This window comes from Natronobacillus azotifigens, assembly GCF_026805325.1.
Taxonomy (GTDB): domain Bacteria; phylum Bacillota; class Bacilli; order Bacillales; family Amphibacillaceae; genus Natronobacillus; species Natronobacillus azotifigens.
Genome location: NZ_JAPRAT010000029.1, coordinates 1 through 25,413, shown reverse-complemented (window position 1 = coordinate 25,413; position 25,413 = coordinate 1). Strand labels below are relative to the sequence as shown.

At 34.6% G+C, this 25,413-nt stretch carries 25 protein-coding genes and 1 pseudogene; 21 read left to right on the top strand and 5 right to left on the bottom strand.

Features of this window, described 5'->3' with window-relative positions; translation table 11 throughout:
- Positions 1–105: 105 nt before the first annotated feature.
- Positions 106–633, bottom strand: coding sequence for a CPBP family intramembrane glutamic endopeptidase (locus tag OWO01_RS13275; protein ID WP_268780946.1), 528 nt, complete (start codon positions 631–633; stop codon positions 106–108).
- Positions 634–2,473: 1,840 nt separating this feature from the next.
- Here OWO01_RS13275 and OWO01_RS13270 point away from each other — a divergent pair.
- The 21 genes and pseudogenes from OWO01_RS13270 to OWO01_RS13170 all read left to right on the top strand — a co-directional run bounded on the left by OWO01_RS13270 (position 2,474) and on the right by OWO01_RS13170 (position 21,380).
- Positions 2,474–3,430: a trypsin-like serine peptidase gene (locus OWO01_RS13270; protein ID WP_268780945.1), complete on the top strand. Its 957-nt coding sequence runs from the start codon at positions 2,474–2,476 to the stop codon at positions 3,428–3,430.
- Between the two features lie 88 nt (positions 3,431–3,518).
- The gene (locus tag OWO01_RS13265; protein ID WP_268780944.1) at positions 3,519–4,115 is read left to right on the top strand and encodes a thioredoxin family protein; all 597 of its coding nucleotides are present in this window, start codon (positions 3,519–3,521) and stop codon (positions 4,113–4,115) included.
- 110 nt (positions 4,116–4,225) lie between these two features.
- Positions 4,226–5,140 carry a helix-turn-helix domain-containing protein gene (locus OWO01_RS13260; RefSeq protein WP_268780943.1) on the top strand — a complete coding sequence of 305 codons (915 nt, stop codon included), beginning with the start codon at positions 4,226–4,228 and terminating at the stop codon, positions 5,138–5,140.
- A gap of 374 nt (positions 5,141–5,514) precedes the next feature.
- Positions 5,515–5,607: pseudogene (locus OWO01_RS13255) on the top strand (family 1 glycosylhydrolase); the annotation flags it as partial.
- 173 nt (positions 5,608–5,780) lie between these two features.
- A complete protein-coding gene (locus tag OWO01_RS13250) occupies positions 5,781–5,945 on the top strand; it encodes a hypothetical protein (RefSeq protein WP_268780942.1) in 165 nt (54 codons plus the stop codon).
- A 501-nt stretch (positions 5,946–6,446) separates the two neighbouring features.
- Complete coding sequence (locus tag OWO01_RS13245) at positions 6,447–7,268, top strand: ABC transporter ATP-binding protein (RefSeq protein WP_268780941.1); 822 nt, start codon at positions 6,447–6,449, stop codon at positions 7,266–7,268.
- Between the two features lie 7 nt (positions 7,269–7,275).
- Positions 7,276–8,325 carry a FecCD family ABC transporter permease gene (locus OWO01_RS13240; protein ID WP_268780940.1) on the top strand — a complete coding sequence of 350 codons (1,050 nt, stop codon included), beginning with the start codon at positions 7,276–7,278 and terminating at the stop codon, positions 8,323–8,325.
- Entirely contained in the window at positions 8,322–9,359 is a 1,038-nt protein-coding gene (locus OWO01_RS13235; protein ID WP_272506134.1) for a FecCD family ABC transporter permease, read from the top strand. Before OWO01_RS13240 ends, OWO01_RS13235 begins: the two co-directional genes overlap by 4 nt.
- Positions 9,360–9,397: 38 nt before the next feature.
- Positions 9,398–10,444, top strand: a complete 1,047-nt coding sequence (locus OWO01_RS13230) for an NAD(P)/FAD-dependent oxidoreductase (protein WP_268780939.1) — start codon at positions 9,398–9,400, stop codon at positions 10,442–10,444.
- A gap of 146 nt (positions 10,445–10,590) precedes the next feature.
- Positions 10,591–11,568: an ABC transporter substrate-binding protein gene (locus tag OWO01_RS13225; protein ID WP_268780938.1), complete on the top strand. Its 978-nt coding sequence runs from the start codon at positions 10,591–10,593 to the stop codon at positions 11,566–11,568.
- 29 nt (positions 11,569–11,597) lie between these two features.
- Entirely contained in the window at positions 11,598–12,578 is a 981-nt protein-coding gene (locus OWO01_RS13220; protein ID WP_268780937.1) for an ABC transporter substrate-binding protein, read from the top strand.
- A 738-nt stretch (positions 12,579–13,316) separates the two neighbouring features.
- Positions 13,317–13,481: a hypothetical protein gene (locus tag OWO01_RS13215; protein ID WP_268780936.1), complete on the top strand. Its 165-nt coding sequence runs from the start codon at positions 13,317–13,319 to the stop codon at positions 13,479–13,481.
- Positions 13,482–13,805: 324 nt separating this feature from the next.
- Complete coding sequence (locus tag OWO01_RS13210; RefSeq protein ID WP_268780935.1) at positions 13,806–14,303, top strand: sensor histidine kinase; 498 nt, start codon at positions 13,806–13,808, stop codon at positions 14,301–14,303.
- 121 nt (positions 14,304–14,424) lie between these two features.
- On the top strand, positions 14,425–15,315 hold the full coding sequence (locus OWO01_RS13205) for a cupredoxin domain-containing protein (RefSeq protein ID WP_268780934.1): 891 nt from the start codon (positions 14,425–14,427) through the stop codon (positions 15,313–15,315).
- A 497-nt stretch (positions 15,316–15,812) separates the two neighbouring features.
- Entirely contained in the window at positions 15,813–16,358 is a 546-nt protein-coding gene (locus OWO01_RS13200) for a CueP family metal-binding protein (RefSeq protein WP_268780933.1), read from the top strand.
- A gap of 667 nt (positions 16,359–17,025) precedes the next feature.
- Positions 17,026–17,859 carry a prolipoprotein diacylglyceryl transferase gene (lgt, locus tag OWO01_RS13195; RefSeq protein WP_268780932.1) on the top strand — a complete coding sequence of 278 codons (834 nt, stop codon included), beginning with the start codon at positions 17,026–17,028 and terminating at the stop codon, positions 17,857–17,859.
- Between the two features lie 99 nt (positions 17,860–17,958).
- Positions 17,959–18,573 carry a class I SAM-dependent methyltransferase gene (locus OWO01_RS13190; protein ID WP_268780931.1) on the top strand — a complete coding sequence of 205 codons (615 nt, stop codon included), beginning with the start codon at positions 17,959–17,961 and terminating at the stop codon, positions 18,571–18,573.
- 25 nt (positions 18,574–18,598) lie between these two features.
- The gene (locus OWO01_RS13185) at positions 18,599–18,814 is read left to right on the top strand and encodes a heavy-metal-associated domain-containing protein (protein WP_268780930.1); all 216 of its coding nucleotides are present in this window, start codon (positions 18,599–18,601) and stop codon (positions 18,812–18,814) included.
- Positions 18,815–18,848: 34 nt separating this feature from the next.
- Positions 18,849–19,085, top strand: a complete 237-nt coding sequence (locus OWO01_RS13180; RefSeq protein ID WP_268780929.1) for a DUF2933 domain-containing protein — start codon at positions 18,849–18,851, stop codon at positions 19,083–19,085.
- A gap of 209 nt (positions 19,086–19,294) precedes the next feature.
- A complete protein-coding gene (locus OWO01_RS13175) occupies positions 19,295–19,966 on the top strand; it encodes a response regulator transcription factor (protein ID WP_268780928.1) in 672 nt (223 codons plus the stop codon).
- A 43-nt stretch (positions 19,967–20,009) separates the two neighbouring features.
- Positions 20,010–21,380 carry a HAMP domain-containing sensor histidine kinase gene (locus tag OWO01_RS13170; protein ID WP_268780927.1) on the top strand — a complete coding sequence of 457 codons (1,371 nt, stop codon included), beginning with the start codon at positions 20,010–20,012 and terminating at the stop codon, positions 21,378–21,380.
- 271 nt (positions 21,381–21,651) lie between these two features.
- Here OWO01_RS13170 and OWO01_RS13165 read toward each other — a convergent pair whose 3' ends face one another.
- From OWO01_RS13165 to OWO01_RS13150, 4 genes are all read right to left on the bottom strand, one after another.
- The gene (locus OWO01_RS13165; RefSeq protein WP_268780926.1) at positions 21,652–22,101 is read right to left on the bottom strand and encodes a hypothetical protein; all 450 of its coding nucleotides are present in this window, start codon (positions 22,099–22,101) and stop codon (positions 21,652–21,654) included.
- On the bottom strand, positions 22,091–22,699 hold the full coding sequence (locus OWO01_RS13160) for an ABC transporter ATP-binding protein (protein ID WP_268780925.1): 609 nt from the start codon (positions 22,697–22,699) through the stop codon (positions 22,091–22,093). Before OWO01_RS13160 ends, OWO01_RS13165 begins: the two co-directional genes overlap by 11 nt.
- Position 22,700: 1 nt before the next feature.
- A complete protein-coding gene (locus OWO01_RS13155) occupies positions 22,701–24,683 on the bottom strand; it encodes a hypothetical protein (protein ID WP_268780924.1) in 1,983 nt (660 codons plus the stop codon).
- Between the two features lie 442 nt (positions 24,684–25,125).
- Positions 25,126–25,413: mediterrocin family bacteriocin (locus tag OWO01_RS13150; protein ID WP_268780923.1), on the bottom strand; the 288-nt coding region annotated here is incomplete at its 5' end.

The window sequence follows — 25,413 nt, the reverse complement described above, 5'->3', positions numbered from 1 at the left end:
TAAAATCCATTTGAGGTTTGGACATAGAAGCAGTGGTGAGCATCACTTATAGTTTTTTTTATCTTAACTTTAAAGCCACTCTGCAAGTAAAGAAAAACCGCATTGTTATAACAAAAACGAACGTAACCAGGGAATAGTGTAAATTAATAAGTTCATGCCATTGTGTAGCACGATTGCCGGGAGTATACTACCAGAATATGCTCTGATCCACCCGAAGAAAAAACCTGAAATACCAGTGGTTATTATTGCCCAATAATCAATGGAAATGTTAAAGTGTTGGTCAACAATTACACCATGAATTAAGCCGAATAGAATTGTGGTAATGATAAGACTCCAACTGACATCTGCTCCCCATAGGCGTCGGGTACTCTGGGGTAACGCCTGCGCTATAAGTACCCATAGTATACCTCTATAAACAATTTCCTCTTCTATTCCTGGCATCGTTCCTTGGAATATTAATGTTTCTAAGCTTGGTGTGCTAGCCTCATAAATAAGTGCATAAAAAAGTGTACTACCACTTAAAACGATTAGAACGCGTGACCATGTCCCTTGCTTAGGTACAGTGAATCCAATATCTTTCCAAGACAATTTAGACGATAATGCTATAAACACTAGGGAAATGATGGATGACACTATTTTCGCCTCAAAATTCCATCTCAAAGGAGCAAACCATCCAAAGGTTGGTGCAGTTATTAATAGATAATTGAGGAAAAAAATGAAAGTCGCAAGAACAATAGGGGACTTTTTCTGGAAGTTTAGGTTACCCTTTTTTGTTAGTCTCCATAAAAAAGGTAAAAGGGGAAGGGCCGTGATCGCTATCGATATTCCCGAAACCAAAATTCCTTGGAAAATAAATTGGTTACTATATAATATAGCTCCTGGTACTATGTATGTTCCAACCATTAAAATTAAGATGGCAATGCTTACTTTTGAGTTTAACTTATTCATGTGATTATGTTCCTCCATGTTCTAAATTGGTAAAATACGAGAGTGCTAACGAACATTCTGAATCTACCAATAAATTAGTTATAGTATATTAAGATTTTATAATATCAAATATTTTAATATTTTGGTACATTTTATTAAATATGTTAGAATTTTATGTTAGAATTTTAATTATATAGTGTTTGTGGTACACACAAACGTGATGCTCGCAGCTGATTCGTCTTGTCACTCTCCTTGTTTCGAAGTGCGTGACAACTAATGGTCAATAGGTTTTACAGACCGATATAAAATGATAAGGGAGGTTTAGGTAATCAAATGTATATAGGGATCTTAATTTTTCTATCTTTGATTGTTAGTTTTTTCTTATTTTACCTTTACAATGAAGAGGAATCAAAAACAGAAATCATGGGTTTTTCCATTCTTTTGGTCTTAGCTGGCTTTGTTTTTTACTACATTGACCAGTCTGGGACGTTTGGTTTTTTTATTGGTTTAGGTTTAGTGTTAGTAGGACTCTTTTTTGGGAGTATGTGTTTCCTGCATAAATCTAACTGAATAAAAACATAAGAACAGTAAACGTTTATCCCGGAGCAACCGTCCGTAAGACTCCCACTTCAAAACAACGAGAATATAAGTTGTTTAAGTGGGAGTAACGGACGCTAGCACCCCGAGTGGTTCAAGCGCCTTTATAGGTCATCCTTTAGGGCTAACAATCAGTGGGGGAATACCTAAAAACCCCCCACTGATTGAAGTTTCACTTTATAAGTACGTGGATACTTGCAGTTAAGGCTAATAGACAAAGTTTCCATCGCCTAATTTTTATACCAATCTTTTGTATTAAATCAAGATCAAAAGAAAGCGATTTGTTTGCTTGATAACGTGTATAGGCTTGGGTGCCGATACACTAAGAGTTGTCTCGTACAAAAGCAAGAAATAATCTAATCATAGTATGGGCCCAGACCTGAATAATAGGTCTGGGCTATTTAATGTTTCAGGGAAGGTGCTGCCTTTGATTTATCTTAGAAAAAACACCCCGCAAAACGGAACAAATTGTGAAAAAAATAATTCTATGCGTAGTAGATGATATATTGCACAACAATAAATTATATTTTTTCGAAACGGAAAGACTCTTGAAAGGTTAAAAGAGTCATAATTTAGGCTATCAAAGGGGCAGACAAAATAAAGATTTTCTCATTTTTGATCGCATTACCTTTGTATATATTAATTCAAATATGACTTATCATATGACAACTTAATATAGAATCACCAAAAGTTTGTAAAATTCATGCTAGCAGTCTGTAATAAGTGCATGATACCTTGAGAAATGTTAGTATTTCAAGCGCTTTTTCAAAACATTTATACGTGTAGGAAGTCCGTGTCAAGTGATAAACAATTGAACAAAGAGATGAAGAAGGAATCGAATAAAAAATAGTATATATATGACAAAGTCCTCTACTATTTTCTATTTTTTACATTTATTTAGAATAATATGATATATTATTCTAAATAGTTAAACAGGAGGATGAGTTAATTGAAAAAATTAATCGTATTATTTACTCTATGTAGCTTGTTTATTGCTGTAAATGTAATGGAAGTTTCTGCAGACGCAATACTAGAGATCGAACCACTAATTTCTTTGGGAGAAGCAGAAAAATTAGATGAGATTGAGATTGATAGTGGACCACCATCTGTGAATCGAATAACTACAAAACAATCTAGGCAAGAACTATTAAAAGGTGAAATTTATTCACCCAACCTATTACAACAATTACAACAAGAATTTTCTCCTCAAGTAGTTATTGGACCAGATAATAGATTAAGAGTTTCTGACACAACAATTTATCCATATTCTTCAGTCGTACAGTTGATTATGCATTGGGAAAAGGATTTTATTAGAACCGTTTGTTCAGGGACATTAATTGATGCTAATTCAGTTGCAACTTCTGCACATTGTGTCATACCATCTCAGGGAGAAAGTGAGAGAAGAGGGAATCTGCAAAGGGTAGAAATTATACCAGCAAGAAATGGAAGTTCTGCACCGTTTGGAATTGCTTATGCAACAAATATTTATGCTCCGCAAGAATATAGAGTTGATCGAACTAGTGCCTTTGATTTTGCAGTGGTAAATGTTAATCTGGATTTTTCTGCCGCAGGGTCAATGATGGTATCTGATTTAACGAGTGATGTACTTCTTAATAATCACTTCACGATAAGTGGTTATCCGGGTGATAAAGCTACAGAGTTAGGAAATTACTTTCAATGGTACCATTCTGGTCCTATAACAGGAATACAAGATTGGACATTTAGGTATCAGATAGATACTTTTTCGGGACAATCTGGTTCAGCTGTCTATTATAATAATTTCGGAGACATTACAATAGGTGGGATTCATAGTGCTGGAAGTGTAGCGGGTCAATATAATGTTGCACACCGAATAACACAAGCTAGTAGGAACTATATGCTGTTAGCAGCCTCTATGAATAACTAAAACAGGTGGTGAAAATGAAAAAATATAAATTATTTCCACTATTGGTTGCTAGTTTAGTTCTCGCTTCTTGCCAAGCAATACAAATAATGTGTTTCATGAAATTCTACCAAGTGAATTAGTTCAACAAAACGCAGATTTATTAGTTTATTTTGGCAGAGACAACTGTTCTAGTTGTATGCTTTTGAATGCAAGGATAGAAGAAGTCTTAAAGTCTCAAGAACAAGAAGTCTACTATGTAGAACTAAATTCTTTGTCACAATCAGAAGAAAACTATCTTTCACAATATAATATCGAGTATACTCCTTATTTTGTTGAGTTAAGAAATGGTGAAATAATAAATGAATTTGATAATTCAGCTTATGCAAATGGGGAACAAACACTAGAAAACATTGAAAAGTTTTTGTTCGTACATTCTAAAAATCGTGGAAGTAGTGACGGATTAATAGAAATTGATTTTTCGTTAAGTATTGAGGAGATAGAAAATTTGAATGTGAATAGCTATTATCTAGAAGAACCTAAGTCAGAAAAACACCCTTCTATAGATATTTATCAACACCATAGTGGCGACTGTTATGAAGAATTAGTACATGTATCTGATATAGATTCAATGTATCTCAATAAACACAAAGATGAATTGGAAATTACTGATGATGGTTGGGTTACTACAAAAACATGTTTTGAATGACAATAATAGACAATTTTCACAAAAAGCAAATGTTATAATTGGTATAACATTTGCTTTTTGTATAGGTATTAATGTAGTAAATAAACCTAGTCTACTAAGGTGGTGTGAACATGAACTATGGGAAGAAATTGCGTGAAGTAAGAAAGCGAAAGAATTTTTCTCAAGAGCAACTGGCTAATCATTATTCTAAAAAGGGCGAAAAGAATACTTTATCAAATCTTTCAAAAGCTGAACGTGAAAACACAAATGTAGGAGTTTTAACATTAAAATGTTGGTTAGATAGGATGGATATGTCACTAGATGAGTACTATTCTTATTGTGAAATGGAAACCAATAATTATATGGAAGAAATAGATGAGATAACTAGTGCGTATGAAGCTAATCAGACTAAAAGATTAGTAGAATTACAAAGATACTATCATAACAAGAGACAGGAAAGGAGAAGATTTAGATTATTTTCACTTTTATGCGATGGATATATCAATAAAATATCAAATAGAGAATTATCCAAAAGAAAATTGTCTTTGATTGAAGAATTTGTTGAAAATCTTGATTATTGGTATAAATTTGAACTAGTATATTATGCTGGAGCTATTACTTTGTTTCCAGAACAAAACAGTGCAAAAAGAATGAAGAAAATTATTCGTTTGTATAAAACAAATCACATAGCTCAACACAATGAAAAATATGTAATTTTAATATCACTGAATACTTTATATAAATTAATTGAAAGCAGAAAACTAGATCTCTATAAAGACTGTCTGCAAAGTTTCAAAGAATTTTCCCTCGGAAAAGACTTGATCTTTGAACAGTTACGTTTGAATTTTATTGATAAATGCTATCATTGTTTAATACAAGGGAAAAATGCTCACTATGTCGAGCTTCTACATTCAATAGAACTTATAAAATTGTATGCAAGTAAAACTGAAGCGGATTTTCATTTTAGATTTGCTGAAGAGTTATTTAGTGAGGCTAAAAAAGGCGATATAATAAGAACATATTTTGAAAAGACAATTAGTAAATAGGATCACTTTAAGAAAATTGTAAGAATAGATTTTCTAGTCCACCCATTTTATTTTTTTACGAGGCTTTCGCAAAGAATTACATTTCCTTTTTTGGGGTTTCATTTTCCTCCTTGAAATCACGCACTTCGTTCTGAAGCGCTCAAGTTCGGCTTAGCGACCAGAGGGACAACTTTACTGATCCACAATCATACCTCCATGGTTTTACCCGTATAATTATTTCTATAAACGACTTCTTGATCCTTTAACACACTGAAAAGCCGACTTAAGTATATAATTAGTCCGAATTCTTTTATCATGATCCGAGTTGCCTATTATGTGAATGTTAACTTTGGGGTTTATGTTTACATAATAAAAGGTCTTTTTATGTTGATTAAGATAATAACGGAAATGGCTCTTTAAAAAGAAGCAAAAAGAAAAGCTTTTATTGGTATAAGCAAGTAATTGCAACAAATGGTGAGGAATTATAAAGAATAATAAAGTGCAACTTCAATTAGTGGTGGTTTTTAGGTATTCCCCCATTGACTCTAGTCGACTAGTACAGCCAGGATATAATACGATCGAAGCGCTTTTCATCGTATAACGAAGTGGTTTGTCGGGTACGGACATCACCGGTCTAGTGGATAAAGATGGAGTCTCCGTGATGGAAGGAGGCGGCACACTGATTGATGCTAGTGATGAACGCTGGATAGGTTCTGAAATTGTGCAGTATTTATGTCAGGAGGATCGTCATTCCTCGTTAATCATGCCTATGATGCTTTCGATGAAGGAAAACAAAATCACAAATCAGACCTTTCTATTGGGATAATGAAGATTGGACTTACGTAAAAAATAATGACGCCCACTTTAATACCCTAGCAACGGTCTCTAAGACTCCACATCATAATGAATGAAAAAGGTTCTGCTTATCAAAAAAAGATAGGCAGAACCTTTTTAGCAAAAAGTGTTCAGAATTAATGAGCAAAAAGTTTTCAAAAGAACTTGACGGTGACAACGGGATTTTCTCGCTTGTTTTAGATGAAAAGATCTCCCTGTCGTTAAAAGTTCATCATATTAAAAGTTTCCCTGTTATCATTTTCTCCATGGCGCATCGAACATCTCTTCCTGTTCTCTATTTATGGGTTCATTATTCAAATATGGAGAGAAAATAATGATTTCCCCATTTTCGATAACGTTTACATTATTTTGGGAAGATTATGATTTTTTAATGAAATTGTAATGAAGTTATTGACATCTAGAAACTACCAATATAAGATTAGTTTAAATGATAATGATTATCATTATCATAATTAACTAGGGAGGTGATTTTATGTCAAACCTATTTGTTAAAGATATAGTAGTTAGTTATTCTGGATTACCAATTATTGATAGATTGAATATCTCAATCCCTGATCATAAGATAACGACAATAATTGGACCAAACGGCTGTGGTAAGTCCACTTTATTAAAGACTATCGCCAGAATCTTAAAGACAGATAGAGGTGCAGTTTTTTTAGATGGTAAAGCTATACAGCAGCTTTCAACGAAAAAGGTCGCAAAAAGAATGGCTATTTTACCACAATCCTCTGAAGTTCCTCCTGGATTAACGATATTTGAATTAGTGTCTTATGGGAGATTTCCACATCAACGTGGTCTTGGGACATTGAAATTGGAAGACTTGAAGCAAATAGATTGGGCGATTCAGGTAACGGGACTAAGTGAACTAAAAGATCGACCAGTCGTGGCTTTATCTGGTGGGCAAAGGCAACGCGTATGGATTGCTATGGCTTTAGCACAAGATACAGACATACTTATATTGGATGAACCGACCACATATTTAGATTTAGCTCATCAATTAGATATTTTGTTATTGCTTGAAAAATTAAATAAAGAAGAGGAAAGGACTATTATTATGGTGTTGCATGATTTAAACCTTGCCTCTAGATTTTCTCATAATATGATTGCGATGAAAGAAGGAAGCATAGTAGCAGAAGGGCCTCCCTCCAAAGTCATGACCTCTTCCACGATTCAAAAGGTTTTTGATATTGATGCTAATCTAACAATCTGTCCATTTAGTACAAATCCTATTCTTCATTCGTATCAGCTAAGTGGGTGTACGCAAGACCTATTGGAAAATGCAAATGAAGGATGAAAGTAGAATGTCAATATTAGAAAAAAGAACACAAATAGCTACAGAAGATATCGTTTATCGATCGCGTCCCATTATCGCAAGCATAATAATTATTGGTGGCTTAATAGGATTAGTAGCTGCGATAGGTCTTTCTGTCTCATTTGGGGCTGCAGATATCGATATAGGGACAGTATGGTCAGCTATTGTGCAATATAACGATGAGTTAACTTCCCATCAGATCATCAAGGAAATTCGACTGCCACGAGTATTAGGGGCTGCACTGGTCGGTGCTTGTTTTGCGGTATCTGGTTCGATTATGCAAGGTATGACAAGAAACCCATTGGCTGATTCAGGTTTGTTAGGTTTAAATGCTGGGTCTGCATTCATGTTAGCCATTTGTTTTGCCTTTTTTCCAGGCATGCCGTATATGTACATCATTTTCTTTTCCTTTCTAGGAGCAGCGCTTGGTGCAGGTCTTGTATTTGGAATTGGATCGTTGTCAAGAGGTGGATTGAAGCCTGTACGCCTTGTTTTAGCAGGTGCTGCAGTCAGTGCATTATTGATCGCTTTAAGTGAAGGGATCGCAATTTATTATCGAATTAGTCAAGACTTAGCGTTTTGGTATGCAGGTGGTGTGTCGGGGACAAAGTGGGAGAACCTTGAAATTGTTGCTCCATGGGTAGTCGTTGCATTTGTTGGAGCGATGTTTTTCTCCAAATCAATCACCATTATTAGTCTTGGTGAAGAAATAGCGATAGGACTTGGACAACGGACAAAAAAAATTAAATTCTTTTTAGCAATTATCGTTTTAGTTTTAGCTGGAATTGCAGTCTCTGTAGTAGGTGCAGTCGGATTTGTAGGGTTAATTATTCCACACATTACTCGATTTTTGGTTGGACATGATTATCGCTGGATTATTCCTTGCTCTGCAATATTAGGAGGACTACTCGTCGTACTTGCCGATTTTGCTGCCAGGATGGCCAATCCTCCGTTAGAAACACCAATTGGCGCTTTAATAGCTTTGCTCGGTGTTCCTTTCTTTCTTTACTTAGCTAGAAAAGGAGGAGAGGGAATATGATACCAAACAAATATGTATCTGAGTACCAACAGAGAAGAAATAAAAAGAATATATCAATTATCTTTGTGGTTATTCTCCTTATTATATCTATGCTTATTATTAGTATGAATACAGGCTATATCCGTTTATCCCCGAAGGAATTATTTGAGACGTTTTTTGGTATGGGGACAGAGAGACAAAGCCTTATTTTATTTGAATTTAGATTACCACGAATTGTGTTGTCTATTTTAGTAGGGATGGCTCTTGCTGTATCAGGATGTATCTTACAAGGTATTTCACGTAATGCTCTAGCGGATCCTGGAATATTAGGTATTAATGCTGGAGCTGGTTTAGGTGTTGTTTTATTTATATCCTTTTTCCCCTCTACAACAGAGACTCCGGTATTTCTTCTACCATTTATTGCTTTCTTGGGATCGGGTATAACAGCTGTTTTGATTTACTTGTTGTCTTATAAAAAAGGAGAAGGAATTTCCCCCGTTCGGCTATTGTTAACAGGTATTGCGATAGCGGCTGGAATTAGTGCTGCAATGATAGTTTTAACATTGAAATTAGATTCAGAGACTTATCAATTTGTTGCGGTATGGCTAGCTGGGAGCATTTGGGGATCCAATTGGAAATTTGTACTGTCATTACTTCCCTGGATACTTATTTTGATTCCTTTTGTTATCGCGAAAGCTCGTGTTATCAATACACTGAATTTGGGAGATGTCCGAGCAACAGGCTTGGGATTAGCTGTGGAGAAAGAACGAATCTTATTGTTAGGTGCAGCAGTTGCCCTCGCTGGTGCCGGTGTATCAGTCAGTGGGGGAATTGGCTTTGTTGGTTTAGTAGCACCCCATATGGCACGTCAATTAGTTGGTGCTAGACATCAATTTGTCATACTAGCCTCTGCAATGATGGGTGGATTATTACTTTTAGTTGCAGATACGATAGGAAGAGTAATATTACAACCATCAGAGATTCCAGCTGGAATTGTAGTAGCTATCATCGGTGCCCCTTATTTTCTGTATTTACTTGTAAAGTCAAAAGCTTAAATCGAAGAAGAAAAGAACGAAAAGGAGATGAAGTTGGAATGAACAGAGAGGAATTGTATGATCTAACTATTGTAGGTGGAGGGCCAGCTGGCCTTTTTTCAGCCTTCTATAGTGGGTTGAGAGGAATGAAGACAAAGATAATTGAATACCAGCACTTCCTAGGTGGGAAAGTAAATGTTTATCCTGAAAAAATAATCTGGGATGTTGGAGGACTTACACCTGTTTCAGGTGAGCAACTGATAAAGCAAATGGAAGAACAAGCGCTAACTTTTTACCCTACTATTTTTTTGGGAAATAAAGTTACATTTATCTCCAAGAGAGAAGATGGAATCTTCTTATTAAAAACTGATTCTGGTCAAACACATTATTCAAAAACAGTAATTTTAGCAGTCGGCGGAGGGATATTAAAACCAACCAAGTTAGAAATAGAAGGTGCAGAGCGTTTTGAAATTACTAACCTGCAATATACAGTGAAATCTCTCAAAAAATTTAAAGGGAAAACGGTTTTAATTTCCGGTGGAGGAAACACAGCAATTGATTGGGCAAATGAACTAGAGCCGATTGCCAAGAAAGTAATTTTAACGTATCGCAAAGATATGTTAAAAGGACATGAAGCACAAGTTTCAAAACTATTAAATAGTTCTGTAGAATGCTTGCTCAATACTTCTATTCAAAAATTATTGGCATCAAGTAATCAAGAGAGAATCGAAAAAGTGAAATTAAAGACCCAGGATCACGAATTAGAAATATCAGTGGACGAAGTAATTATTAATCATGGATTTGAACGCGATAAAGAACTGATTGATAACAGTGGTGTACAAGTGGAGATGGCAGATGAGTTTAGAATAGCTGGTAGCCCCATGAGTGAAACATCTGTTGCAGGTCTTTATGCGGCGGGAGATATCCTGCAACATGAAGGTAAGTTGAGACTTATTGCAGGGGCGTTCCAGGATGCTGCAAATGCTGTTAATAAAGCAAAACAATATTTAGAACCTGAGGCAAAGGATAAAGGCATGGTTTCTTCACATAATGAAATTTTTAAAGAACGAAATCGGGAACTAATTAAGGATTTATTTACATCGTGAACGAATATTTTATCCCAGAGCAACCGTAACGGACGCTAACACCCCGAATGGTCCAAGGGCCTTTAGGGCTAACAATCAGTTGGGGGAATAACTAAAAATCTCCACTGATTGAAGTTTCACTTTATCGTTTAGAAAGGAAGGTTGACATGAAAAGAACTATCTTTATCATACTTGCGTTATTATCTGCCACATTAATCGGTTGTCAGAGCGAAGAGGGAGGTACATATGCACAAGATCCCGATAATCAAAAAGAATCAAAAGTAGTAGAGCATGCACTAGGTAAAACAGAAGTTCCAGTAAATCCAGAACGTGTCGTAGTGATTGGCTTGGAAGATATGATGTTGTCACTTGAAATTCCGATGCTTGCCGCTACAGGTGTGGAAGGGCAGTACTTGTATGATTTATTAAAAGAAGAAGATATTCACATTATTGGTACAGTAGGCGCAGAATATAACTTTGAAGCGATACTTGATCAAGAGCCTGATATCATTGTCGCCAGTGAATCACCAGCTGGAAGAGAGAATGTATATGAACGATTAACGCAAATAGCACCGACCATAACATATGACAGAGAGGACTGGAGAGAATCAATCAAGGCTATTGGAAGTGTATTTGGTAAGGGAGAGAAAGCAGATCAAGTAATTCAAACGCTTGATGAGAAATTAGAAAAAGCGAAGAAGAAAGTTACAGATAGTATAGGAGAGGATCAAACCGTTGCATTCATACGACCAACCAATAAAGATGTACAAGTATTCTTTCCAGGCTATTCTTATACAAGCGTTTTGTATGACGAGTTAGGTTTTACAACTGGTGCATTAGTATCGGAATTACAGGAGAATGAAGAGGAAGGTGCATGGGGATCTGTGGTTTCCTTAGAAAAAATGCCTGAACTGACAGCTGATTATCTCTTTGTAACCGTAGGATCCTCTTTAGCAACTATAGAAGATAATGAGCAAGCAAGTTTAGCTTTAGAAGAAGCTAAAAAACTTCCGGTTTGGCAAGGTATTCCAGCTGTACAACAAGAACGGGTGTATGTTGTTTCCCCAAGACATTGGATGTTAAATGGCCCAATTGCAGAATCAAGAAAAATAGATGACGTTGTTGAAGCATTAACAACAAACTAAACAAAAAATGAAAAAGGTGAGAAACTATCATGAAAAACAAGAAACTATTACTAGTATTTTTATTGTGCGGAACGTTACTTATCGGGTTGCTTAGTGCGTGTGGACAAAATGCAGAATCTAAAAGAAGTGCAGATAATGACCTAGGCAAATCTGAAGAAAAAGAAGAGAAAAAAACAAAGACATATGAAGCGACAAACGGAACTGTCGAGATTCCTAGTAATCCAGAACGAATTATAGTGATTGCAGATAGTTATGTAGGTTATTTTTTAACATTAGGGATTCAACCATTAGGAATTAGTGATTTTTCTATGAATAATAGATACTTTGAAGGTAAGTTGGATGGAGTAGAAAGCTTAGGTGATAGCAACAATCCATCGATGGAAAAAATGATTGATTTAAATCCGGATCTGATTATAACATTTAATGATCCAAAAGCGGTCGAAAATCTGGAAAAAATCGCCCCAACCATAGCTATTAACTATGGTGAAAAATCCTATAAAGAACAATTAAGGGAGTTTGGTGAAATTACAGGTAGAGAAAGGTCAGCAGAAGAATGGATCGAACAATGGGAAAGTAAAATTGCGGAGTGGAAACCAAAAATAAAGGAAATGGTCGGTGATCAGACTGTATCTATCCTATCCCCGTTTTCAAAAGGAATTTATGCTTTTGGTCATAGCTACGGAAGAGGTGGCGAAATTATTTATGGGGAATTTGGTTTGAAAGCACCAGATACCGTACAAGAAATGGCTATTGATAGTGGTGAAGGTTGGGCGGATTTCTCATTAGAGACGTTGCCGGATATTGCTGGTGATATTATATTTACCTGCCCATGGTCAGGAGATGAGGCTGATCCAGAACAAGTGTATGGAAGTAAGCTGTGGAAAGAACTCCCTGCTGTGAAACAAAACAAAGTAATTGAATTAGATCCGAGTGCAGCTTTTTTTAATGATCCTACTTCGCTGGATCAGCAGTTGGATTTTATCATAGAATCACTGCAAAATAATATGTAAAGGAATGGGTAGACTAATATGTTTATCCTTTAGAGAGAAAAGAAACTTTTCATTGGTTAATGAAGAGCTTCTTTTCTATGAATTGTGTTTTAGGAGATTCGAAGGAATATACTTGGCGTTTATGCTAAGTATCTTCATATTAGGTTGTGAATTCTGCCCAAATTCCCACGAAAGAAATAAAGTGAAACTTCAATCAGTGGGGGTTTTTAAGTATTCCCCACTGATTGTTAGCCCTAAAGGATGATCTAAAGACCCTTGAACCATTCGGGGTGCTAGCGTCCGTTACTCCCACTTAAACAACTTTGTATTCTCGTTGTTTTGAAGTGGGAGTCTTACGGATGGTTGCTCCGGGATAAAAGTCTATAAACTTCTATTTCTTTCTCTGGACAGATTTTTATCATCCGAAATTCCTCCCTTTTCGTGTTTACGAATTGCCCACCTGTTTACAGGTCTGAGAATAATTTATCATTGTAAAAGTTTTTCACTTAATATACAATATTTTCAAAGGGTTAAAGTTATATTTTGTAAAACTGATTAATGAAAAGGTATATTGATAAGTCTATCATTGTATTTCTATAAATAGGAGGAAAGAAATGCTGAATCGCGTCTTAACAATTGAGTTAAGGAATGACAAAGCGCTACATACACCAAGAAACCTGCTAAAGCTGTTTTATACATTTATTTTCCCCAACTTAACAGCTGTTCAGTTCGCTTACATGATTCTTAGGATTCCTAGAATTGAAAAGGAAAAGTAAAGCTATCATTGTTTCTACTCATCAGTTGGATATTGGTCAAGAACTGGCAGATGAAATTCTATTTTTACATAACGGTGAAGTACGGCAAATCAATAATCATTTCCAAACCCCAGCTGAATTAAAAAATTATATACGTAAATTCATTTAGAGTGCAGGAGCAGAAGGAGTAGAAACCTCGTAACGGCTGTTTCATGTTAAATTTGTTCCCAAACAATAAAGAGAATCATAAGAAATACAGATAAACTGAGTTTTCACTTTGAGTAAAAAAATTTTAAATTGAAGAGAGAGGGATCAACTATCTTAAAACGATATGTAAAAACAAACCTATGGAAATTAGTAACTAAAGTAATTGTTTATAATACGATCGTATTGCTTTCTGCTGCTATATTATATACTACATTTATTAAAGGTAACCCTGATTATCTATATATTTCAATCGGTTGCACTTTTATGCTAATAATTTTTAAAATAATTGATTATAGAGTTTGGTTGCGAAAAGCAAGTAAAACTCAATAAAACGAAATTGGAAACAGGTGAAATTCTTTCGATTATCAAAGAGCAGTTTGACTTAGCTTTTCAAAAAAAGGGTGTAGAGCTAATCATCAACAAATCGACCGAAGATCACTGGTTTGTAGCAGATCAAGATAAAACAATTCAAATTTTAACTAATATCGTTAATAACGCACTCCAATATACGCCTAGCGGAAAGAAAGTGACGGTTGATATTGAAGATCATAAAGAATATCTGCGCTTTATCATAAGCGATGAAGGGATAGGAATAGATCAACAGGATCACCCATATCTATTTGAACGATTTTATCGTGGTGATAAATCAAGGGATCGAAGGACAGGTGGGATAGGAATTGGATTGTCCATTGTGAAGGCGCTAGTTGATGCTCATCAAGGAGAAATCATAGTAGAAAGTGAATTGGATGTTGGCACAACGTTTTCTGTCACATTTCCAAAGTGATGATCCTATCCCAAGTGATCTTTAAAAAAGTTGATGGTTGTGAGGAGTTCTCGTAGGAAGAATAATTCAGTGTAACGTTCATATAATGCACCATTAGGACAAGTTTAGGGGAGCGTGTATGATGACGTTATCATTATCTATAACTTTTTTTATTATCATTGTGGTTGTGGTTTTCATCATTTGGAACACCATCTATTATCGGTATAATATAACGCCGATGTCTGGCATGATGATTTCTATGGTGCTCGGAATGGGAGCGGGACTAACGATAGGAGTAATTATTGGTATTTTATTATCAGGCAATCTTTTTTATTCAACTGTCTTAGCAATGATGATTGGGATAGCGATTGGTTTTCTGAGCGGGATAGCAACAGGTATGATCGCCGTTTTAGATGGGATATTTGCTGGTTTAATGGGTGGGATGATGGGAGCGATGTTAGGAGAGATGGTTGCAACAGACCATCAAGACGCAATCATCCGTTTATTGTTTCTCATATTTATTGGAACGATCATCATCTTATATTGTATGATGCAACAAGATATTATTAAGAGCAAATCATGGTTTAGTAAACCAATTGTGTTGTTACTTTTTTATATCGTGATTATTGTTGGCTATGATCAATTAGGTCCTATTATTACAACGTCACAATTATCAAATAGTCAAAATCATCAACATACACGTAACAATGTAATGATAACAGCTGATGAATATTCCTTCTCTCCCATCCAAACACCTTTATCAGTTGGTGAAAAAATAATATTAACTTTAAATAATCAAGGCAAATTGGAGCACCATTTTGAAATTGTAGGATTAGAAGTTGACATGAATGAAAAACATAGTGGTTTGCATGATGATATCGAATTGTCCAACACCGTTCATCTACACAGCAAGCCAGGAGAAAAAGCGGAATTGTCCTTTACTCCGCTGAATCCAGGTTCCTATCGCTATTCATGTAGCGTTCCCGGGCACGAAGATTTAGGAATGACAGGTGTTGTGGAGGTAGGGTTATAACTAGTACCAAGCGCCATAAGCAATATTCAGGAAGTATCAAATTCGAAAAATATTGAGAGCAGCCAAAATGAAAAGATTTGGAGTGTTCAAAGAAAAGTCCAAATAATGGCGGGAATAGAAGTAGCTAATAGTAGAGTTAACCTACAGATCCGGGTATGAAGTTTTTTAATCCTCGGGTCTGTTTGACGTGGCACAAAATCATGAATATAGGAAACAAACATGAACATGGATACTAACTGGTTAAACAAGGTAGTTTTCTTCAGAGGTTAATTAAGATGACTCTAATCATAAAAAAAACTCACATATGATAGTTTTACAGATTATGTTATATTGGTGATGGATAACTTAACCGTACGTAGACCTTTTGAACGAGAAGTAAAAAGTGTGACGAATGATTATTAATAACTTCATATATTCTGCAAAATTAATGGTTATACTAGAAAAGATAGATTATTATCGTATCCGAAGTAATAAGATACTAGAGGAGCTGAAACCATATGAACAAGAAGTTACTGACGATTGCGGGAGTGATTGTGGTTGCACTTATCGCAATAGTTGTACTAACAAACAATAGCAATACAAACACAAACGAGCAAAATGAAGCAACAACAGAAGATATAAAAAAATTAGTAAATGATTTCACAGTAGGTAACGTACAAGCCCAAAATGCTTCGATCACGTCAGAGCAATTAATTGTGACGGAAAGTGATAACAGCGAGAAAGTTTATGAATTGCTGGAAGACGAGTTTTTTGTGTCTATTGCACCATTCATAGAACAAACACATCCCTGTGCCGATCATAACCTAACGGGATGTCAGGGAGAAATGATAAAAGAAGATTTTGTTGTTCATATTGAGGACGAAGAAGGTAATGTAGTAGTAGATGAAACGTTAACATCAGAGGAGAACGGGTTTATTGATCTGTGGTTACCACGTGACAAAAACTATAAGATTAACATTTCAAATGGTGATAAAACCGCAGAGTCCGAGTTTTCTACATTCACAGGAGACAACACTTGTATAACGACTATTCAATTAACCTAGGAATCGAGTCCATGATACAAACACTTTGTTAAAATTCAGATTACATTAAAAACAAAGACCAGACGGTACTCTACGTCTGGTCTTTGTTTTCGTGTAGGAAAAATAACATCTCCGGCTCTGCCACAGCGCTTGTCTTAGGAGACTTCAATTACTCACCCATTAAAATATTTAGTGCCGCGTAAAGTGAACGTCTGTGACTGGATTATCATAACTATTTCAAAGGACCAGGGTGAACTTCTAGGGTTTATTCTACGTCTCAGAAAATAAAAATACATCCAGAAGCAACCTGCCGAAAACTTCGAAAAGCCAAATGATAGATGTCTATTTTCTCGATTGAGTAATTGTAATAACATAAATGGTTGGACATTTGTATCAATTCTGCATAGAAAATGGATAATTTATTTCTATAATGCAGTTATCTCGGAGCAATCGTCCAAAAGACTCCCAATTCAAAACAACAAGAATACCAAAACTACTTAAGTGGGAGTAACGGGTGTTAGCGCTCCGAGGGCTTCAAGGGCCTTTATTAGGTCATCTTTTAGGGCTAACAATCAGGGAGTACCTAAGAACCCCATTGAATGAAGCTTCACTTTATGAGAAGAGGTATGTTTTTGTAAAAGTATTTGGCTAACTATATCAAAAAAAGAAATGGATGAGGAGAATATAAATGAAGCCTTTGATAAGTTTTGGGCCCTTTACCCTGCATTTGTTTGGGTTAATGATTGCGATTGGGGCAGCAGTAGGTATCTTTTTATTTATAAGAGAGGCAAAAAAACGCGAAATGAATCATCAAGTATTGCTAGATGTAGCGGTCTATTCCCTGGTTGGTGGAGTAATAGGAGCACGTCTTGTTTATGTTTTCATTTATAACCCTATTTTTTATTTAGCAAATCCGATCGAGATCCTATTTATTCATCAAGGAGGACTTTCTATTCATGGGGGGATAATAGGCGGTCTTTTGGCAGGGTATTTATTATTAAAGCGGCGTCAGATTCCCGTTTGGAAATCACTAGATTTAGTTGCGCCTGCATTGATATTAGCACAAGGAATTAGTCGAATAGGGTGTGATGTATTCGGTATGCCCGTTTCTTCAAACTTTCCATTGGGAATAGAAGTAAATGGGGAGTATTTACATCCCGCACAGGCATATGAATTTACTTTAAACTTCATCTTGTTTGGTTATTTATGGTTACGATTGAAAAGAACTGCTTATAGTGGTCAGGTATTTCTGCACTATTTTATCGGTTTTATGATTATCAGAGCCATTGTTGAATTTTCAAGAATAAATCCAATAATTTTTGGGCCATTCACAGTTAGTCATCTAATGAGTTTGATTGGAATAATTGTTGGGCTTGTTCTCATTAACTATCGAAAAAAAGAGGAAGTAGTTAAGAAAGGTCGTTTCATGACAATAAATAAAAGTGATGTTATTAAAGTTGCTTTAGTGGTGGTGGCTCTTATACTATCATCGCTTCTCTTATATTATGGTGTACAAGGCTAACTTTTTCGAATCAATCAGATATGAATATACAAGCATGAAAAAATGTTTAATGAATGGAGAAACAAAACAGAACCAATGTATTTCTGGAGGATATTCGTTATGGACAAGAAATTAACCGAAAAAATCAAGATGCGATATAATCGGATTTCGGGAATATACGACTCCATGGATAAAATGATAAAAGAAAGTTGGAGAAAAGATCTGCTTAGTAACGTATCAGGTAACGTTCTAGAAGTAGGCATCGGTACTGGAGCAAATTTGCCTTTTTATCCTGACGATATTCATTTGACGGCGATAGATTTTAGTTCGGGTATGTTAAAACAAGCAAGGGAAAAAGCAAACGCTCTAACTCTACCATACGAAATAACGTCGAAAGAAATGGATGTGCAACAGATGAACTTTCCTGACAATACTTTTGACTTTGTGGTAGCTACATGTGTGTATTGCTCTGTACCTGATCCTGTAAGAGGATTGAAAGAAATGGCCAGGGTTCGTAAACCTGGTGGGAAAATTCTTCTGTTGGAGCATATGAGAAGTGATAATGAAGTGATCGGAAAAATGATGGATCTGGTTAATCCGATTACGGTCAATATGTGGGGAGCAAATATCAATCGTAAAACATTGGAGAATATCAAACTGGCTGGACTAGAAATTGAAGAGAAAGAGGATTTGTTTTCTAGCATTGTGAGAAAGTTGGTAGTTAAACCGAACTAGTCGGTTCAATAATTAGGAGGATGAAATGGAAACGATAATTTTTTATGTCGAGGGTATGTCATGCGGTCATTGTGCCAAGTCCATTCAAGGATCGCTGGAACAATTGGAGGGAGTTTGGCATTCAGACGTCAGTGTAGTTGATAAAACAGTGAAGATTATGTATGAAATCTCGAAGATTGATATAAAAAATTTAATAAAAGCAATTACTGATACGGGCTATCAAGTTATCGCATATAACTAAATTAATTTATTAAGGAATTTTGGAGGTGTTTATTTTGGAATGGTCCCTATTATTAGTGCTTTTGATTTGTCCTCTTATGATGCTATTCATGCACGGGAGTCATAAAGGACACGGTGGAGGAAACCATCACAAACAAGCGAGTGGTGTTGAGAAAGATCAACGTTGTAAAGTAAAGCAATTAGAGGAAGAGATTAAGATCTTAAAAGAACAAAACGAATCCTTACAAAAGAAAGTAGACGTATCACAGAGTACTATTAACAACACAAAATAAAGGAGAGGATGTATACTAAAAGAGATTTTTTAGTTACATCCTTTTTTCTAAATTGTAGACATTTTTGCTCTTCCACAACGTTGTTACCTATTCACAGGATGATAAAATAAACAATCTACACAATTTACTTGTAAGATAGAAGATGTAACGGAAACTATCGATAGCACAAGAGAAATACAAATGGATTTGCAAGAAAAGGGGTTGTAGACATGATAAAAATATTGCTAGTAGATGATGAAACCAGAATGCTTGATTTACTAGAACTATATCTTGAACCAATCGGATTTACATGTGAGAAAACAATTTCTGGAGCGGTGGCCGTAGAAAAGGTTAAGAGTAATCGTTATGACGTTGTTTTACTTGATATCATGATGCCGGAGGTTAGTGGTTTTCATGTATGCAAACAGATACGTGCTTTTTCTAATGTGCCAATTATTATGTTGACAGCAAGAGAAGCGAAGGAAGATGTGGTGAGAGGTTTAAAATCTGGGGCAGATGATTATATAACAAAACCATTTAATGAAGAAGAACTTATTGCGAGAATTGATGCGGTCTTACGTAGAAGTGGGCATGAAAATACAATGGAAATCAACGAATTAACATGGGACGAATCAACCCATGAACTAACTTATATGGACCAAACCATTCCGCTCACTCCAAAAGAATTCTCAATCATAGGCTATTTAATCAAAAAACCAAATCGTGTTTATTCAAGAGAACAGCTGATCGATTTGATTTGGGGAATGGATGCAGATACGGAAGGAAGAACGATTGATTCTCACGTTCGTAATATGCGGGAAAAAGTAAGAAAATCAGGCTTCCCAATTGATGACCATTTAAAGACAGTATGGGGTGTTGGTTATAAATGGGTAAATGAATAAACTCGATTCAGTCAAAAATGATGAATAGAAAGGAGGTAAGCATTTGAAAAAAATCTCATTTAAGTTGGGGATTTCATTTTTACTAGTAATTCTAATATTGGAAATGCTTTTGTTTTTCTTTCTTTACATATTTATAGCAAGGGAGAGAATAGAAAATGAAACGGATAATTTATTAGGACGTGGGATGAATCATCGAGATGTATTAGAAAAAAATTTCACTCCGAATACCATCGAACATGTGGCTTTAATGGAGGCGGAGGGAGATACAAAAGTGATTATCACAGATGATCAGTTTGATATTATTGGTGCCTCCCATGATTTCAATGAAAATATGGAGATTCTTATAGATATAGGAAAGTCAATGGATTTCACCCACCATGGTACATTGGTAGAAGAAAGGTGGAATACAGAGAGGTACTTAGCTACCATAAGTCCTATTGAAATAGATGGTACTTATGAAGGATATGTCTTTATGTTTGCCGACACGAATCCAATTCGTACGATGATAAGAAATATTACCCTGCTATTTCTCGTTATCGGTGGGATAGCGATTATCATATCTATTATTGCTATCTTTTTCTTATCTCAATTTATCACACAGCCTTTAATAAAAATGAAAGAAGCAACGAAAAATATAACGAGACAAGGCAATGCTGTAACCTTAGATATTCACCGGGATGATGAATTAGGCGAGCTTGCTAGGGAAATATATACACTTTCTGAAGAATTAGAACATCTAAAAAATGAGCGAACGGAATTTTTGTCTAGTGTTTCCCATGAACTAAGAACGCCTCTCACCTATTTAAAAGGGTACGCAGATATTTTAAACAGACCAAATCTTAGTGTCGAAGATCGTGAGAAGTTTGCATCAATCATCCAAGAAGAGGCGACACAACTAACCGAGATGGTAAAAGAGCTATTTCTTCTTGCTAAGATGGATAAAAATCAATTTTCTATTTCTAAAGAGGAGATTCCATTATGTGATTTTCTTAAAGAAATTGTTAGTAAACTAACGCCGGCATTTATGGAAAAAAACATATCTCTGCAATTAATCTGTGCGAAAGATATCTATGTTAATATCGATCCCATCCGGTTTCGACAAGTCATTAATAATTTACTTGATAATGCAAGGAAGTATTCATCTGAATCGACAAGTGTAGAGGTTGTTGTCCATGAACAAAAGTATGGTGTTAGCATAGACGTTCGCGATCAGGGAGAAGGTATTCCCGAAAAAGATCTCCCATACATTTGGGAACGACTATATCGTGTAGATAAATCACGGTCACGAGCATTGGGTGGAACAGGATTAGGCCTAGCGATCGTGAAAGAAATTGTTGAGCTACATGGTGGTACTGTAGAAGTGAAAAGTGTATTAGGAGAGGGGACTACATTTACAATAAATATAAGTCGATAAAATGAACTAAGGGTTGGTATGCTGTAGTACGGCCAAATAAAAAAGCAGACGAAAATTATCGAAAGAAAAGGGATTAAAAGGTGCCATGACGTGAGAAGGCTGTTCGTTTCGAAAAAAGATACTAAAAAGAAATTATAGAATTAACCAAGAAGAAAGGGGCTTAACCTTTCTTCTAAAACAACTATTTAAAGTTTTTTTCATTCGATTTTATTTACTATAAATGTCGTGGCTTGACTGTCCATTAATAAGGAACCTAGACCCAGGGCCTTTTTTAGAATTCTAATCCCCATTCTTTTTTAGCGATGGACTTAATCTCATTAATAGCAGTTTGTTTCGTTTTAAGTAATTCTTTATAATCATCATCTTCTGTTTCTAAGTGTTCATTCACGTCAATTTGGTAGCTTATTTCATTTTTATCATCTGTCACAACGAGACCATAGGACAAACTTTTACTATAGAGAGGAACCCAGATAATTAAATCTACTTTTTCTTTGCTGTTGTGAATTGCTAAATTTGTATAGGTCTGAAAAAGAGGTGCATCATAGACTGATAGAATTAAATTAGATTCACTTTTAACATAATCATCAAGCGGATTTTTTCCAAACCCGGATGCATAGGTGTTTATCACCTGTTGATTGACATATAGATGAATTGCTAAATATAATAAAAATCCGAATACAAGTCCAATACTTATTTTTAAAATATTTTTCTTATAACTCAATTATAACATCTCCCAATTTTTTCAATTCTTCATCATGTGTAACTAAAATGATCGTCTTCCCAATGCTGTTTAATTCTTTTAAATGCTCTACAATGAGGTTAGCATTGTATGTATCTAAACTTCCTGTTGGTTCATCAGCTAATATAATGCTACATCTTTTCATGAGTAGACGAGCTATTGCAACTCTTTGTTGCTCTCCCCCAGATAAAGTATATATTTTATTATGCTCATAACCTTTCAAGCCTACTTTTTCTAAAGTTGATGAGACTGTCAGTTGGTTTCGGTATCTTTTATCAATCATTAAAATGTTTTCTTCAACCGTCTTATTTTCTACCAATGCAAAGTTCTGAAAAAGGAAGCCAATCTTTTCTCTATATATCTTAATAATATTAGCATTCTTTGCTAAGTCTAAATCATCAATGAATACCTTCCCGTTATCTATTTTCTCAATGCCTCCAATAATATTTAACAGTGTAGTTTTACCACTTCCACTCCTACCACTGAATACGACAAACTCCCCTTGTTTTATCGAACATGAAAAGTTATTAAATATCACGCGCTCTTCAAATTTTTTAGTAATATTTCTAATTTCTATCATTTTACACACCACCTTTTAATACGCGGGGTATACTAATTTTTTCATATTTATTGATAAAGAACAAAAGAATAATAATCGTGTTTATGAGTACAATGAAACTTGCAGCTAAGATATATACAAGGGAGAATTGATAAAAGAAAAATTTTCCTGAAAAAGCAGTTATTATTCCAGAAATAAGAGCACCAATTAAAATTTTAAAAATACCTTTATAGCGCTGAAAAAGGGTTTTTCCAAGCACTTTAAAAAGAGCTATCTCAACAGATCTGGAATTAAAGTCCGCATTAAAAATAGTAGATAGAGAGACATTAAATAGAATTAGGATCATGATACTTAAAATAATATTAATCAATAAAATTAGAATCTTTTCATTACGTTTTTCTAAATACAAGTCCTTTATATTATTTTTGTAAAAGGTTTCATTTTCATAACCTATTTCCGTGATAAAAGTTTCAAAATTGTTATGATTTTTAAAATTAACTAGAGAATTAAAAATATAGCTCGTCATTAGATTGCTAGGAAATTTATCATGAGTATCCAGAATAATAATAGGATTTTTTTTATAATTATCTGCTAAGTTCGAAATATTAATATCGTAAACGAGTAATTCATAAGAATCTTCAATAAAGATTGTTTCAAAATTTCCGGTATTACTTTGTAACAAGTTGGTGATCTCGTTAGAGGCGATTGGATCAAATATATTTTTTTCTTTTAATTCCTTATTAGTATAACGAGAAATAATATAATAACGATTATCTTTTAGCTTATTTAAATCAATTGCTAAATGCTCGATGCTATTTTTAGCATATTTATTCAAGTAAATAAAGGATTCATTTGTATCTGTCATGCTTGATGCCACACCACCATTGTTTGAGAAATCAAACGACAGAAAAATTTGGTATTTATTTAGATTGTCATTATAAAAATTACTAGCATGGAGCTTATCAGTATCAAAATTTGTAGTAGGAGATAAATCCTTAAATAAAAAGAAGATATTATCATAATCATAAAATTCTTTCCAATCATCTTCTTGGTTAATGGTTAATGCCGCATCATGAATAGATTTTAAATTGATGGTTAACGTTATGATTAGTGTTACAGTTATGATAAATAATAAGATAAGGGCTAGTATTTTATTTCCTAATGTATAAAAGCTTTTTACAAATGTCTTTTTAACATCTAGATTATAAAGCCTAAAGTAGAGTGAATTGGAAAAAATAATAATACCACTCACTGCCAGACAAGAAATCAAAGTGAATTTAAAAGATTCCGTTATCATTTGGGCAAATAACATACCGATAAGAGCACTACTGGCAATGGAAATTGAATTATTAATCATTAAGGAACAAATGATATCTTTTTTTTCAGAACCATTTAAGTATTTAATTAGAACTTCTTTTCTTGAGTTATTTACTTCAAAAAATACAGTTAAAAATATGATTATAAATAAAAAAATCCATGAAGAGATAAGCATAAACACGGCATCGTTGGGATAGTTGTTTTCTTCAGGCTTGCTCATTCCGTATTTATCAATTGTCTTTGATCGTAATATTTCTACATTTTCTTTCTTACCAAAAACATAATAATTTTCTTCTCCTATTTCTGTAGTTAAATCATGGAAGGATTTAAATATGACCTTTCTTTTCCCACTAATTAATGACTTAAATACGGAAACATCATTATCTACTAAAATTCTATTCTTAAAATATGGTTTGTTTTCATCTGTAGAATAGATAGTATAGCTAGCTGCGTTTTTAGAATTAACAGTTGATTTTAACACGTATATACGTAAGTCTAACTCCTTGCCGTACTTTTTCAAGTCATGTAAGTATTCTTGATTTAAGTCTTCATCTTTAATTCCCGTTGTGTACTTAAAATCACTCTCAGCTATTTTTCCATCTAAAAAATAAATATATGCATCTCCAATAATTGTAAATCCGATAAAAAATATAAGAGAAAAAAAAACTAGTTTTTTTGGGTTTACCATAATTTAAATAATCCTCCATATCAAAAAAACATAAGATGTTGAATTGTTAATCTTAGGAAGCATAACGGGTGAAGACATTCGTGTATTATATTGGGAATATCATAGAACCAAAAAACTCCGTTTATTATTTTGATCATAAAAGCTTCATTTATTCCGTAGCAACCGTCCGTAAGACTCCCACTTCAAACAACGAGAATATCAAGTTGTCTACGTGGGAGTAACGGACGATAGCACCCCGAGTGGTTCAAGGGCCTTTAGGTCATCCTTTAGGACTAACAATCACTGGGAATACCTAAAAACCCCCACTGATTGAAGTCTCACTTTATTAAAAAAAGTGTCAGTGAATGTTATTTCCAATGAACTAACCTTCTATCATCAAAAATCATTTCACCAACACCCGCTTTATTGTTATAACAGGAAATAATATATTTTTCTTAAATAGTTAATAGCTATAAGAGTAGTAAACTGTTCCAGGTCGATGTCTTACTTCCACTTTTGCATATTTCCCGGGATTTCCCTTTTTTTCTTGTGCTGTGCCAGTGTTCTTAACATATGCATAGTGTGTTTTGTCCTTATGGTAAGTATGTGTGTAATCTTCATTAATCCACGTTGTATTATAGCCATATTTCATTGTTCTTGTTGATGTATTAATTGGTGTAGAACTCCAAGCTTTTGAAAAGTTTTTTCCACTGGAATTATAATTATATTCTACTGCACTAACTGGATTAAC